Raw genomic sequence first — 13,055 nt, forward strand, 5'->3', positions numbered from 1 at the left:
CCTATGAAAAAACTATTGCTTTACTTTATTTTGGTTGTTTCTACGACCTTGAACGCACAGGATTTCTGGACAGAAAGTGTTCCGTTCAATCCGCTTTCGGGCTATTATGTAAATTCCATTTCAATTGTCGATGAAAATGCGGTCTGGGTTACCGGCACCAATTACGACGAAACCGGAAATGGCCCAAGCACCTGGGGCATTTCGATCGATGGTGGACAAACCTGGACGACCGGTTATTTGCCTGTTAGCGAAGACCTGCAGGTGTGCAACATCGCTGCGGTTTCGGCCACGACGGCTTATGTGCTTTTTTATCCCAACACCAGTACAGTCCAAGGCGGGATCTGGGTTACCTTTGATTCGGGAGCGACATGGACACAGCAACAACCGGCCATTTATTCCAATGGGACTGAATCTTTTCCAGGCGCCATCCATATGTTTGACCAGAATACTGGTGTAGTGATCGGCGATGCGGCAGGCGGTTATTTTGAAATTTATATGACGTCCAATGCGGGAACCAATTGGATCCGCGTGCCGTCATCGAACATCCCGCAACCGCTTGATGGCGAATATGTCAATGTCGGCCAATTCACCGCCGTTGGAAACACTTTATGGTTTGGCACCAACAAGGACAGGCTTTTCCGTTCAGACAATTACGGATACACTTGGGTTGTTTCGCAAATGCCCGAAAACCAGCCTGCGCTTTATTTTGACAGCATCGGCGCCATTACGCCTTTTGCATTCCAAAACCACAACGACGGCATACTGACCCTGAAGGACGGTTCGCTGTACAGCACTTCCGACAGCGGTTTGACATGGACTGAAATGACAACTGCAAACGGCGTTGCCTGGAACAGAAGTACTTATCGTGTTCCGCAAACCACCAACACCTATTTTTCGCTCGGAAGAAATTTTGACGGCGAGCAAGAAAGAGGTTCCGCTTACAGCACCGATGGCGGCAACAACTGGAACAGCCTCAACGAAATCGATCATGTGGTCTTTCCGGTCATCGCGAAATTCTACAGCCCGTCGGTGGGTTATTGCTCAGGCTATAATGGCAGCGACTACCGACGATTTTTCCGCCTGACCGATGAGATGAGCCGATTACTCAAAAAAGAAAGCTTCCTCGCCGAAAAGGTCTTCCACGCGATGCCCAATCCATCAAAAGACATCATTAAATTATCCGGCAGCGATATCGATCAGGTTGCAATTTTCGACTTGGGCGGAAAGCAAATATTGGTTCAAGACTACCATAACCAACGCGAAATAACGGTCGATGTGAGTACTTGGCAAAATGGGCTTTACCTGGCCAAAATCACTTCGTCCGATGGCACAACCGCATCGGTAAAAATCATTAAAGAGTAAGTATTGTTTTTTTCTTGAAAGGGCCTTCTTGTCATGGGGAGGGCCTTTTCTATTTTAGGAAAGCGATGGTTTTGTCAAAAAATTCCTTTGGGTTTTCGGCATGCAGCCAATGTCCCGCATTCGAAATCACTTCTATCGCCGAATCGGGAAAATGTTTTTTGATGTTGCCGTAATCCGAATCCTTGATGTAATTGGAGTTTGAGCCACGCAAGAACAAAGTCGGTTTTTCAAAAACAGAAGCCGGAGGCAATTCCTGCCCGATGTTGTCGATCACCTTTTCAAAAACCGGGTAATTGAATCGAAAGGCGAGTTGGTCCGGTTCCTTCCAGTACAGATTTTTCATCAGGAATTGGCGCGTACCAAAATCGGGGACGAACGGTTCCATGATGTGGTCGACCTCGGTGCGCGACGGCTTTTTCGAAAAATCGACGGCCTTGAGCGCGGCCATGATGTCCTGGTGGTGTGGTGCATAGTATTTGGGCGCGATGTCGGCGACGACTAATTTCTGCAACATTTCCGGATGCGTCATCGCGAAAAACATCCCGACCTTGCCGCCCATCGAATGCCCGATCAGGTCGATGTTGGTCAGGTTGTGTTCGAGACAATAGTCGTAAACGTCCTGTACCATGGCCTCATAGGTAAACTCGTCGGAATGAAAACTGCGGCCGTGGTTGCGCAAATCGAGTGCGTGTACCTGATAACCGGCATTCACGTATTGCCCGGCGAGCGTTTTCCAGTTGTCGGACATGCCGAGATAGCCGTGCAGGATTAAGAGCGGTTGGCCTTGGCCTTCTATTTTGGAATATAACATGGTTGTTGGTGTTATTACTTTCGACATTCATTGTTCGTTAATCAACATTCGACATTTAATTTTTTTTTTTGAAGTTCGAATAATGAACAACGAATATCGAATATTGAAGGACTTTCGCGTGAGCGATCGCAGCAAGGTGCCGTGCACCGCGGAGAGCGCGACCCGCAGGGGCACGCCCAACTATTTCAATTTATTCAAATACATACTCACGACATTCTCGAGCCCGAGATACAGCGCCTCGGAAATAAGCGCGTGGCCAATTGAAACTTCGAGCAATCCCGGAATATTCTGCTTGAAAAACTGGATGTTGTCGAGGCTCAAATCGTGTCCGGCGTTGATGCCGAGCCCGAGTTCGTTGGCTTTTTCGGCGGCCTTGACGTAAGGTTCGATCGCATTTTTATTGCCCAGGCCGTACTGGTGCGCGAATGCTTCGGTGTAGAGTTCGATGCGATCCGTTCCAGTAGCTTTGGCGCCTTCGACCATTTCGATTACAGGGTCGACAAAAATCGAGGTGCGGATGCCGTGGCGTTTGAATTCGGCAATCACATCAATCAGGTAATCCTGGTGTTGGATCGTGTCCCAACCAGCATTCGAGGTCAACGCGCCGATGGCATCGGGAACGAGCGTGACTTGATCGGGTTTGGTTTCGAGGACCAAATCGATGAAATTGTGCTGCGGATTGCCTTCGATGTTGAATTCGGTGGTGACGATTGGTTTGAGATCGCGCGCGTCCTGGTACCGGATGTGGCGTTCATCGGGACGCGGATGGATCGTGATGCCTTGGGCACCGAAGCGCTCAATGTCTTTGGCAACCTGCAGCAAATCGGGCACATTGCCGCCGCGGGCGTTGCGCAAAGTGGCTATTTTATTGATGTTTACACTTAACTTTGCCATGACTTCTGGTAGTACTGTTAATCTTGGTACAAAAATACGAAGTTAAAATAGGTGCTGTCGCCTTTTTTTGATTATTTTGCATAAGCATTCTGCCCTAAAGACAGAGAAAAATTTTATGACCGAACTCAAAGATTACATCAACAATGGCATCCGACCGATAGACAGCCGCGAAACGATCGCAGATGTGCAGGATTTTTTTGCCGAACTGACGTATTCGCATTTTCCGGTGGTCGAGGAAAGCATTTACATCGGTAGCGTTTCCTCGGAAGATGCCGAGACTTTTGAACCCAACAAACAGATTTCAGAATACCGTTACACTTTCGAAAGTTTTTTTGCACGAACCAACATGATCTGGCTCGATGTGCTCGAGGTTTTTGCCAAATACAATACGAATTTGGTTCCCGTTTTGGATGAAAGCAACAACTACGTGGGCTATTACGAAATCCAGGACGTGATCAAATTTTTCAATGAAACGCCATTTTTGAAAGAACAAGGCGGCATTATTGTCATCCGAAAAGGCGTGCTCGATTTTTCGATGAGCCAGATTGCACAGATCGTCGAGAGCAACAACGGCAAGATCCTCGGTTTGTTCATTTCGGATGCCGATGCCGAGAACGTCGAAATCACGATCAAGATTGCCCTCGGCGCGATGAATGAAATCATCCAGACCTTCCGCCGCTACAATTACGAAATCGTCTCGGAACACCAGGAAGACAATTACATCAACAGTTTGAAAGAGCGTTCGGATTACCTGGACAAATACCTCAATATTTAATTTAAATGTGTAATCGGTTAATCGGTTAATCGGTTAATCGGAACGGTTAAACAAATCAACGGTTAAACGATTAAACATTTCATGAAAGTCGCCATCTACGGACAATACTACCAAAACAGCACCGAACCGATCATCCGGGACATTTTTGTGTTTTTCAACAACAATGGCGTCGAAATGGTCATCGAGGCGAACTTTCTCAAAATGCTGTACGAAAAACAGCTCGTCAAAAAAGAATACAAGACCTTCGATTCGTACAAGGAACTCGATTTGAGTTTCGACATGATGATCAGCATCGGCGGCGACGGGACGATTTTGCGCGCGGCCACGCTGGTAAGAGATTCGGGCATCCCGATGCTCGGCATCAATGCGGGCAGGCTCGGTTTTTTGGCCTCGGTGCAGAAAGACAATATCGCGCAGTTTTTGCAGTTCGTGATCGACCGCAACTATACGGTTTCGAAACGGACTTTGCTGAGCCTCGAATGCGACCCGCCGAACGACAGCATCAGTGACATCAATTTTGCGATGAATGAAATCACGGTGAGCCGCAAGGACACCACTTCGATGATCACGATCGATACGTTGCTGAACGGCGAATTCCTCAATTCCTATTGGGCCGACGGTTTGATCATCGCCACGCCGACCGGTTCTACGGGTTATTCGATGAGCTGTGGCGGGCCAATCTTGACACCCGATGTCAAAAGCCTCGTCATCACGCCGATCGCACCGCACAATTTGACCGCCAGACCTTTGGTCATTCCCGACGAAACCGAAATCAGGCTCAAGGTTTCGGGTCGTGAAGAACAATATTTGGTCTCGCTCGATTCGCGCATCGCCTCGATCAAAAATGAATCGACATTGACCATCCGCAAGACGCCTTTCCCAATCAACATGGTCGAGATTCCGCACGAAACCTTCCTCAAAACCTTGCGCAATAAATTGCTCTGGGGCGAAGACAAGAGAAATTAACACCGATTTCTGATCCGTCCTTATACTACAACTACCCTAACCGTCGTTTCGTAACTATTCTTTTTGAAAGAATCGATTAATTATTAACGCGAATTTAATTTGACAGAAATACCAATTTCGTAAGTGATTGGTACGCATAATTATTATATTTGCACGCTATTTTCAAAACAATGCATAGATTTTTTGGCTTCATCCTTTTTTTGCTCTTTGGAACTCCTTTGGCAACGGCACAGATTCACGAAATCGGGTTGTTCTTGGGCGCCAGCAATTTCATAGGGGATGTGGGTTCGACGACATACATCGCGCCGAACGAACCGGCGGTTGGGATTTTATACAAATGGAACAAAAGTCCGCGCCATTCCTGGAGGGTTTCGTTCACGCATGCCGAGCTTTCCGCCAAGGACGCCGATTCGGATATGCCGTCGAGAAAACAGCGCGATCTGGCGTTCAAGAGTTATGTGAATGAGTTTTCGGTCGGGCTCGAATTTGATTTTTTTGAATTCGACCTGCACGATTCCAAGCCACAATTCACGCCTTATGTGTATTCAGGTGTGAGCTATGCGCTGTACAAAGGGCTGTTTTATGTAGCCGGCGAACAGCGTTCGGATTCGGAACACGGTACCTTGGCCATCCCAATGACCGTGGGCATCAAAACACGAATTTTGCCGCATTTGGTTTTGGGGGTGGAATCGGGGGCGCGTTTTACGTTTGCCGACGACATCGACGGAAGCAACCCGACCAACGACAATTTGGCGTCGCAGCGTTTTGGAAACACCAACAGCAAGGACTGGTATGTTTTTACCGGTTTTACGCTGACCTATACTTTTGGAAACAAACCATGCTTTTGCGCAGAATAATATGAGCTTGAAAACTACCATCAACAAAGACAACCTCCCGAAACACCTGGCCATCATCATGGACGGCAACGGACGCTGGGCCAAACAAAAAGGCATGCTGCGTGCTTTCGGTCATGAGAATGGGACCAAATCGGTGCGGATGACGGTAGAAACCTGTGCCAAACTCGGTATCGAAAACCTGACGCTTTATGCCTTTTCGACCGAAAACTGGAACCGTCCCAAACTCGAGGTTGACACCTTGATGAAACTGCTCATCGCATCGCTCAAAAAAGAGCTCCAGACACTTCAGGACAACAACATCAAACTCAACATGATCGGCAACATCGAGCGGCTTCCCGCCTCGGCCAAAAAAGAGTTGCTGGCGGTCATGGAGAAAACCAAAAACAACAGCAGAATGACGCTTACATTGGCGCTAAGCTACGGTTCACGCGAGGAAATTGTCAGCGCTGTAAGAAACATCTGTGATAAAGTTAAAAATAATATAATTTCAATTGACGGGGTTGACGAATCAATTATTAATCAGCATCTTTACACGCAAAATTTACCGGACGTTGACTTGTTGATCAGGACCAGCGGAGAGCACAGAATCAGTAACTTTTTGTTGTGGCAGATTGCCTACGCGGAACTGTATTTTACCGATGTGCTGTGGCCTGATTTTAAGGAAGAAGATCTGTATGCGGCCATCGTCAGCTATCAAAAACGGGAACGTAGATTTGGAAAAACAAGTGAACAAATTAAATAATTTCTTAGTGTTGCAAAAAAGTTTAAAATTAGTCCTTACCGTATTGATTTTGGGGTGTTTTTCCCAACTCAAAGCCCAGGAGGAGGACCGAGTGCCATTTGATCAGGGAACTACATACATCTTGGCAGACGTAGCCGTAACCGGAAAAATCTCCTATAACGAACAAACCGTTATCACCTTCGCCGGACTCGAAAAAGGCCAGGAAATTACCGTCCCGGGGGAACAAATCAGCAATGCGATCAAGAAATTAGGAAAGCTGGGGCTTTTCAACGAGATTGATTTTTATGTCAACAAGATTGCGGGAGACAGCATTTGGCTTGAGCTCAGCATCAATGAATTGCCGAAACTCAGTGAAGTCAAATTTGTCGGCGTCAAAAAGAACAAAACCGAAGCGCTGATTAAGGACAATGGCCTTACCAAAGGAAAAATCGTCAATGAAAACCTGCTCACGACAACCCGAAACTACATCGAAAACAAATACAAAAAAGACGGTTTTTACAACACCAAGGTCAACATCACGACCAAAATCGACACCACAGATGGCGCCAATGGCGTGAAAATGCTCGTCGTGGTTGACAAAGGCCGAAAAGTAAAAGTCAACGAAATCGCATTCAGCGGCAATGAACAGTTCAGCGAAGGCAAGCTCAGGAGGACGATGAAAAACACCAAGGTCAAGCGCCCTTACCGATTGTTCAAGGCTTCGAAATACATCAAGGAAAAATACAAGGAAGATCTCGTGAGCATCGTAGACCGTTACAAGGAAAACGGTTACCGCGATGCGCGTGTGGTTTCGGACACCGTGGAATTCGACAAGAAAAAACGCAACCTTAACATCAAGATCAACCTTGAGGAAGGCCGCAAGCATTACTTTGGAAACATCAAATTCTTGGGCAATACGGTCTATTCCGACCAAGCTTTGAGCCGACTGCTCGGCATCAAGAAAGGCGATGTCTACAATGGTGTATTGCTCGAAAAACGCATCGCCGACAAAACCAAGCCCGACGGGGAAGACATTACCAACCTGTACCAAAACAACGGGTATTTGTTCTCGAACATCAATGCGGTGGAAGTCCGGACCTACAACGACACAATCGATTTTGAAATCCGTGTGATTGAAGGCCCGATTGCCTATTTCAACAAAATCTCGGTAGTCGGCAACGACAAAACCAACGACAAGGTCATTTACCGTGAACTGCGAACCAAGCCGGGGCAGAAATACAGCAAGGAAGAATTGGTGCGTACGGTGCGTGAAATCGGCCAGCTCGGATTTTTCGATCCGGAAGCCATCGAGCCCAAATTCAAAAACGTAGACGCAGGCGCCGGAACGGTTGACATCGAATACAACCTCGTCGAGAAAGGATCGAGCCAGATTGAATTGCAAGGCGGTTACGGCGGCGGCGGTTTCATCGGAACGCTCGGTTTGTCGTTCAACAATTTCTCGATGCGCAACATCTTCAAGAAAGAAGCCTACAAACCGCTCCCGATGGGCGACGGCCAAAAAGTATCGTTGCGTTTGCAGGGAAGCCAATATTTCCAGACCTACAGCGTTTCATTTTCGGAGCCTTGGTTTGGCGGTAAAAAACCGATCCAGTTCAGCAGCTCAATCGCGTACAGTAAAAACTACTATTACAACGGAAGCGGCGTGGACAAATCCAGAAGTTTCAACATCATTTCGGCTTCGGTCGGTATTGCCAAGCGCCTTCAGGTTCCGGACGACTATTTCGTGCTTTCACAGGCGGCGAGTTTCCAATACTATGACCTGCACAATTACAACACCAGTTTGTTTACATTTGGTAATGGCTCGGCGCGAAACCTCGCCTACACTATTGGCCTGAGCAGGAACAACAAAGGTTTGAACCCGATTTTCCCGACCTATGGTTCAGAATTCAGCGTCACCGGTAAATTCACCCTGCCGTATTCGTTGTTCAACGGAATTGATTATGCTGGGCTTAAAAACGATCCGGAATACAGGCTCCGCAACAACAGCGGGCAACCGATTGCCCAACAAAATGGACAAGGCGACATCATGCCGGGCGAATACATCAACGACCAGGGCAACCGGGCGCAAGGTTGGTACGATGCTGCTTTGGATCAGGCCAAATACGACCAGAAAAGATTCAACTGGCTCGAATATTATAAAATTAAATTCAAAGCTGATTGGTTTACAAAAATTTATGGTAAATTAGTCCTTCGTTCCTTGGGAGAATTTGGTTATTTGGGCTATTACAACAAAGACCGCGGACTGGTTCCTTTCGAGCGTTTTTACCTCGGGGGCGACGGATTGGCGAATTATTCGCAGGACGGCCGCGAAGTAATCCAACTCAGGGGTTATCCGAACAACTCCTTGTCTTCTAACGACGGTGGTTCGATTTACAACAAATTCTCTATGGAATTGCGTTATCCGATCACTATGAAGGCCGCTGCCTCTATTTTTGTACTCGGATTTGTGGAAGGTGGTGCCTCTTATGACAATTTCAAGCAATATAATCCGTTTGTATTGAAACGTTCGGCGGGTGCGGGCTTGAGGATTTTCATGCCGGCGTTCGGATTGCTTGGAATCGATTTCGGTTACGGATTCGACCCATTGACCGGAGGAACAAAGGCCAATGGAATGGAAACGCATTTTATCATTGGACAGCAATTTTAAAATAAAATAAATATATTTGGCACAGTATTTTATAAAAAAATCTCACGCTATGAAGAAACATTTTATATTTCTGCTCATCATCACCGCTGTTTCTTTGACAGCGAAGGCGCAAACCCGCGGTGTAAAAGTGGGCTATATCGACATGGAATACATTCTTCAGAATGTTCCCGATTACACCGAAGCCAAAAACCAATTGGAGCAGAAAGCACAAAAATGGAAACAGGAGATTGAAGTCAAGAAAAACGAAATCACCAAACTCAAGGATGCCCTCAAGACCGAAAGGGTTTTACTCACCAAGGAATTAATTGAAGAAAGAGAAGAGGAAATCGCGTTCCAGGAAACTGAATTGCTCGATTACCAACAGAAAAGATTTGGCCCGAATGGCGACCTCGTAACGCAAAAAGCCGTGTTGACCCAACCGGTACAGGACCAGGTTTTCAATGCCGTCCAAGACATTGCCGAGGCCAAGAAATACGATTTTATCTTCGACAAAACCTCCGACATGACGATGCTTTTCGCCGCGAAACGTTATGACATCAGCGACCAGGTGGTTCGCGTCATTACCCGTACTTCCAAAAGGGTACAAAAGAGCAAGAAAGAGCTCAAGGAAGAAGAAGCCGAAGACGCCAAACAGGAAATGGTCGACGACAATCCAGCCATGGCCGAAAGACAAAAGAAATTGGACGAACGCAAAGCCGCCAGGGAAAAACTCGTAGCCGATCGCAAAGCCGCACAGGATGCCAAAAGAGCCGAAATGCAGGCCGCACGCGACGCCAAAAAATCAGGCAAACCGGTAGCACCAAAAACCGAAGGCGAAGTCGAAAAACCGGCCGATTCTACTGCAGCCAAAACCGCTGTTCCGAAATCGGAAGTACCGCAGGCCAAAACCACCGACAGCACCGCGGTAGACAAACGCAAAAAATCGGCTGAGGAAAGGGCCAAAATCATCGCCGACCGCAAAAAAGCCGCCGACGAAAAAAGAAAGAAAACCCTTGAAGACCGAGAAAAGGCCAAACAAGAAAAGCAAGCCAAAACCACAGAAGGAAAACAAGACTAAAACAATAATTAATTAATATTTAAAATGATGAAACAATTCAAAACTTTAGTAATTGCAGCAATGTTGATCATCGGCGGTAGCCAGGCCATGAATGCACAGGCCAAAACTGCCCACGTAGATGTAAACGAATTGATGTCGAAAATGCCTGCAATGCTGGATGCTCAAAAACAATTGGAGAAATTAAGCGGCACTTACGATACCGAATATAAAGGGATGGTAGAAGAATACCAGAACAAACTCAAAAAATACGAACAAGAAGCTTCTACCGTGACGGATGCCGTAAACGAAACGCGTTCGAAAGAAGTACAGGACATGCAAAAAAGAATTGTGGATTACAGAGACAATGCACAAAAAGAATTGCAACAGAAAGAAGCCGATATCGTAAAACCAATCATGGAGCGTGTCAAGGCGTCGATCCAGAAAGTAGGAAAAGCGAAAGGCTACCAGTATGTTTTGAACTCAGAAGGTCTTTTGTTGGCCGACGGTCCGAACATCACTGCCGACGTGAAAAAAGATTTGGGTTTCTAAAATCCGAAAAACCATAATAAAGCTGCTCATTTACCGTTCGGGATTTGAGCAGTTTTTTTTTTAGCTTTGTTTTATGAACAACAACCAACCCATCGGGCTTTTTGATTCGGGTATCGGCGGGACCTCGATCTGGTCTGCCATACACGCGCTGCTGCCCAACGAAGACACCATTTATCTAGCCGACAGCAAAAATGCGCCTTACGGCCAAAAATCGAAAGAGGAAATCATCGAACTCAGCATCAAGAATACCGAGTTTTTGCTGAACCAAAACGCAAAGATTGTGGTCGTGGCCTGCAATACCGCTACGACCAATGCGATAAAGGAATTGCGCGCCAAATACGACGTGCCTTTTATTGGTATCGAGCCCGCGATCAAACCGGCAGCCACACATTCGCGTACGCAGACGATTGGCATTTTGGCTACCAAAGGAACGCTGAGCAGCGAACTCTTCAACAAAGCCGTTGAAATCTACCAAGAGACCCACATCATCGAACAGGTCGGCGAAGGGCTGGTCCAGCTCATCGAAGACGGGCAGATCCATTCACCCGAAATGGACAAGCTGCTCCACACCTATCTGGAACCGATGGTGGAGGCCAATATCGACTATCTCGTGCTCGGTTGCAGCCATTACCCTTACCTGTTGCCGCAGATTGAAAAAATCCTCCCCAAACACATTAAAATCATCGATTCGGGAGAGGCAGTGGCGCGGCAAACCCAAAATGTATTGCGGGAGAAAGCAGGCTTGAAAAGTGAACCCGGAAGCCAGGCGATCTTCTATACGAATGCCGATCCAAAAGTACTTTCGGACATCTTGCAGCACCGTTACGAAATTCTACAAAAGGATTTCTGATTATGGGGCTTCGTCCTTGAACCAACCCGAATACATCACATAATTGTTCGAAATGCGCTCGATTTCGCCTGCAAATTCAGAAGCATTGATGTCTTTGACTTTCCTGGCGGGAACGCCTGCGTAGATGCTCCCCGATTCGACAACCGTATTCTGGGTTACGACCGCTCCGGCAGCCACAATTGCATTGCTTTCCACCACGCAGTTGTCCATCACGATGGCACCCATGCCGATCAGTACATTGTCCTTGAGCGTGCAGCCGTGGACGATGGCGTTGTGTCCGATCGATACGTTGTTGCCGATGACTGTCGCGTGTTTCTGGTATGTACAATGAATGACCGCGCCGTCTTGGATGTTGACCTTGTTGCCGATGGTGATGCTGTTGACATCGCCCCTGACCACGGCATTGAACCATACACTGCACGAATGACCGAAAGTAACTTCGCCTACGATTGTCGCGTTCTCGGCCACATAGCAATCCGCCGGGATTGACGGGGATTTCCCGTTTACAGATTTTACTAACATAACTAAAAAAATAGTCCCGACGAATCGGGACATTTATAAGGTATTAATTGATTGCCGGACATTTACAGTGGTACCGCTCTCTTTGGCACCAGAGGTTCATCCCCAAGGTGATTTGGTGGTAACCGCCGTTGTCAAATTTGATGGCCCCGGTTACATGAGAGTAAGTGTAGGCAAACATGAAGTTCTTGTAGTTCACACCAAGGATTGGCGTAATGAATTGTAATTTCTGCTCCTCGACTTTGTTGTTTTCGACGTATTCGGCGCCATCCAAACTTCTTCTGTAAGACAAACCGCCCCAGAGTTTTCCAAAGTCAAGTGTTTTGTAGACCTTAAGGTTCACATCGAACGATTTCTCCTTGGTCTGGTCTACCAATTGGAACATCACCGAAGGCTCCCACATCAGGTTTTCTTCATCACCAAAAATGTATCCCGCGTTGAGGATGACCTTCCTGATGTTGTCATTTTCCATAATGGTGTAGATTTCCCTTCTCGTCTCGATTGCATTTTTCAAGGTACCGTGGATATAGAAATCAAGGTAATTCCACGACATCCCGAAATCGATGTTGAAATAGGAATCCCTTTGTACAAAACCGCCATAAACGATTGGGTCAAAATCATCCGATTTAAGGAAATCCGTCTCATCGAGTGAACTCTGCACCAAACCGACGCTCAAACCAAAGGACAATTGGTTCAAATCGATCTGGTCACGCGAGAACATGATATGGTGCGCATAGGTCAACTTGAATCCTTTTTGCGAGTGGTAACCGTTCTTATCGTTGTAGGCGATGGCCCCGATTCCCGATTGTTCGCCCACTCTTCCATTAAAACTAAGCGTCTGCAACGCCGGGGCATCTTCCTGTCCGAACCACTGCTGACGCGCGGTCAGACGAAGTTTCGCACAGTTGGCGGCTCCAGCCATTGAAGGATGTAATAAATAATAATTGTCTGATAAATAATCGGAGTAAACTGCAACTCCTTCTTGGGAAAATGATGCTTGTGTCGTGACCAACACAAAAAATAACAATAATTTTTTAAAATTCATTT

13 protein-coding genes are annotated in these 13,055 nt (G+C 46.9%); 9 read left to right on the plus strand and 4 right to left on the minus strand.

Annotated features, from left to right (window positions below):
• The first annotated feature begins 3 nt into the window (after positions 1-3).
• Complete coding sequence (locus QM717_RS02020) at positions 4-1,362, plus strand: VPS10 domain-containing protein (RefSeq protein ID WP_415034320.1); 1,359 nt, start codon at positions 4-6, stop codon at positions 1,360-1,362.
• A gap of 49 nt (positions 1,363-1,411) precedes the next feature.
• Here the strand turns inward: QM717_RS02020 and QM717_RS02025 are convergent, their stop codons facing one another.
• The gene (locus QM717_RS02025; protein ID WP_415034322.1) at positions 1,412-2,173 is read right to left on the minus strand and encodes an alpha/beta fold hydrolase; all 762 of its coding nucleotides are present in this window, start codon (positions 2,171-2,173) and stop codon (positions 1,412-1,414) included.
• Positions 2,174-2,353: 180 nt separating this feature from the next.
• Entirely contained in the window at positions 2,354-3,067 is a 714-nt protein-coding gene (locus tag QM717_RS02030) for a pyridoxine 5'-phosphate synthase (RefSeq protein WP_415034324.1), read from the minus strand.
• Between the two features lie 115 nt (positions 3,068-3,182).
• On the opposite strand from QM717_RS02030, the gene QM717_RS02035 reads away from it, so the two are divergent.
• From QM717_RS02035 to murI, 8 genes are all read left to right on the plus strand, one after another.
• On the plus strand, positions 3,183-3,842 hold the full coding sequence (locus QM717_RS02035) for a CBS domain-containing protein (RefSeq protein WP_415034326.1): 660 nt from the start codon (positions 3,183-3,185) through the stop codon (positions 3,840-3,842).
• A gap of 81 nt (positions 3,843-3,923) precedes the next feature.
• Positions 3,924-4,808, plus strand: a complete 885-nt coding sequence (locus QM717_RS02040; protein WP_415034328.1) for an NAD kinase — start codon at positions 3,924-3,926, stop codon at positions 4,806-4,808.
• Positions 4,809-4,978: 170 nt separating this feature from the next.
• Positions 4,979-5,665: a DUF6089 family protein gene (locus tag QM717_RS02045; RefSeq protein WP_415034330.1), complete on the plus strand. Its 687-nt coding sequence runs from the start codon at positions 4,979-4,981 to the stop codon at positions 5,663-5,665.
• Position 5,666: 1 nt separating this feature from the next.
• Positions 5,667-6,407: an isoprenyl transferase gene (locus QM717_RS02050; protein WP_415034332.1), complete on the plus strand. Its 741-nt coding sequence runs from the start codon at positions 5,667-5,669 to the stop codon at positions 6,405-6,407.
• Complete coding sequence (locus QM717_RS02055; protein ID WP_415034334.1) at positions 6,340-9,054, plus strand: outer membrane protein assembly factor; 2,715 nt, start codon at positions 6,340-6,342, stop codon at positions 9,052-9,054. The genes QM717_RS02050 and QM717_RS02055 overlap by 68 nt, the downstream gene beginning before the upstream one ends.
• A 49-nt stretch (positions 9,055-9,103) precedes the next feature.
• On the plus strand, positions 9,104-10,111 hold the full coding sequence (locus QM717_RS02060) for an OmpH family outer membrane protein (protein ID WP_415034336.1): 1,008 nt from the start codon (positions 9,104-9,106) through the stop codon (positions 10,109-10,111).
• Positions 10,112-10,138: 27 nt separating this feature from the next.
• Entirely contained in the window at positions 10,139-10,639 is a 501-nt protein-coding gene (locus QM717_RS02065) for an OmpH family outer membrane protein (RefSeq protein WP_415034338.1), read from the plus strand.
• A gap of 73 nt (positions 10,640-10,712) precedes the next feature.
• Positions 10,713-11,489 (plus strand): glutamate racemase, encoded by a 777-nt coding sequence (gene murI / locus QM717_RS02070; protein WP_415034340.1) that lies wholly within the window; start codon positions 10,713-10,715, stop codon positions 11,487-11,489.
• Here the strand turns inward: murI and QM717_RS02075 are convergent, their stop codons facing one another.
• Entirely contained in the window at positions 11,490-12,011 is a 522-nt protein-coding gene (locus tag QM717_RS02075) for a gamma carbonic anhydrase family protein (protein WP_415034342.1), read from the minus strand.
• Between the two features lie 43 nt (positions 12,012-12,054).
• Positions 12,055-13,053, minus strand: a complete 999-nt coding sequence (locus tag QM717_RS02080) for a type IX secretion system membrane protein PorP/SprF (RefSeq protein WP_415034344.1) — start codon at positions 13,051-13,053, stop codon at positions 12,055-12,057.
• Positions 13,054-13,055: the final 2 nt, after the last annotated feature.

This window comes from Flavobacterium sp., from assembly GCF_047602195.1.
Lineage (GTDB): Bacteria > Bacteroidota > Bacteroidia > Flavobacteriales > Flavobacteriaceae > Flavobacterium.

Excerpts from the sequence above, each read along its gene's own strand:
- QM717_RS02055 (WP_415034334.1), top strand. The coding sequence starts at position 6,340 with ATGCGGCCATCGTCAGCTATCAAAAACGGGAACGTAGATTTGGAAAAA.
- QM717_RS02075 (WP_415034342.1), bottom strand. The coding sequence starts at position 12,011 with ATGTTAGTAAAATCTGTAAACGGGAAATCCCCGTCAATCCCGGCGGAT.
- QM717_RS02040 (WP_415034328.1), top strand. The coding sequence starts at position 3,924 with ATGAAAGTCGCCATCTACGGACAATACTACCAAAACAGCACCGAACCG.
- QM717_RS02065 (WP_415034338.1), top strand. The coding sequence starts at position 10,139 with ATGAAACAATTCAAAACTTTAGTAATTGCAGCAATGTTGATCATCGGC.
- QM717_RS02080 (WP_415034344.1), bottom strand. The coding sequence starts at position 13,053 with ATGAATTTTAAAAAATTATTGTTATTTTTTGTGTTGGTCACGACACAA.
- QM717_RS02020 (WP_415034320.1), top strand. The coding sequence starts at position 4 with ATGAAAAAACTATTGCTTTACTTTATTTTGGTTGTTTCTACGACCTTG.
- QM717_RS02050 (WP_415034332.1), top strand. The coding sequence starts at position 5,667 with ATGAGCTTGAAAACTACCATCAACAAAGACAACCTCCCGAAACACCTG.
- QM717_RS02035 (WP_415034326.1), top strand. The coding sequence starts at position 3,183 with ATGACCGAACTCAAAGATTACATCAACAATGGCATCCGACCGATAGAC.
- murI (WP_415034340.1), top strand. The coding sequence starts at position 10,713 with ATGAACAACAACCAACCCATCGGGCTTTTTGATTCGGGTATCGGCGGG.
- QM717_RS02045 (WP_415034330.1), top strand. The coding sequence starts at position 4,979 with ATGCATAGATTTTTTGGCTTCATCCTTTTTTTGCTCTTTGGAACTCCT.
- QM717_RS02030 (WP_415034324.1), bottom strand. The coding sequence starts at position 3,067 with ATGGCAAAGTTAAGTGTAAACATCAATAAAATAGCCACTTTGCGCAAC.
- QM717_RS02060 (WP_415034336.1), top strand. The coding sequence starts at position 9,104 with ATGAAGAAACATTTTATATTTCTGCTCATCATCACCGCTGTTTCTTTG.
- QM717_RS02025 (WP_415034322.1), bottom strand. The coding sequence starts at position 2,173 with ATGTTATATTCCAAAATAGAAGGCCAAGGCCAACCGCTCTTAATCCTG.